We start from the raw sequence: 571 nt of genomic DNA on the forward strand, positions 1-571 counted from the left end.
CTTCGTGAAGCAGAGTGCTCCGATTCCAAGAAGCAGTGCTGAACTTGGTTCAGGAACAACTACAGCTGTTCCGCTTACCGTAAACGCCAGATCTGCTGAAGTGACGGCTGTATATCCAAATCCAATATCCTGATAAGCGATCCCATCAGCATAGTTATTTTCACTGTTGAATGCGACCGGGGTAATCTCGATACCCTGCGTGTAGATCCAATACTGAGTATTTGGAGAAATGGTAATGCTCGATGAGAATTCCCAAACCCCACCGCCTGTGGCCGATGTTTGGGCGATGAAACCAGGAGTCGAGGCGCTGAGATCAGCCTGGTTGCCCAAGTATTCCGAGTCCAAAAGGTAGAGGGTTCCTACCGCGAACGAATCGGTAGATGGGGTGCCTGCCGTTTCCCAGAAATTCACGATAATGTTGTTCCAGGCTGAGCCAGAGGGAACAAAAAATGACTGACCATAGTCGAAGGTGCCGCCAGAGGTATCCGTGGCATTGGTGTTGTCGACAATTGTGGCTGCCATCGTGCTGCCAGTTAAGAGGCAGATCGAACTGAGAATACTGAGCAGGATC

General features: G+C 50.3%; 1 protein-coding gene. It reads right to left on the bottom strand.

Features of this window, described 5'->3' with window-relative positions; translation table 11 throughout:
• The coding region (locus JIN85_RS22605; protein ID WP_200274495.1) for a PEP-CTERM sorting domain-containing protein at positions 1–522 on the bottom strand (522 nt) is incomplete at its 3' end.
• Between the last annotated feature and the right edge of the window lie 49 nt (positions 523–571).

This window comes from Luteolibacter pohnpeiensis, from assembly GCF_016595435.1.
In the GTDB taxonomy this organism is placed as follows: Bacteria; Verrucomicrobiota; Verrucomicrobiia; order Verrucomicrobiales; family Akkermansiaceae; genus Luteolibacter; species Luteolibacter pohnpeiensis.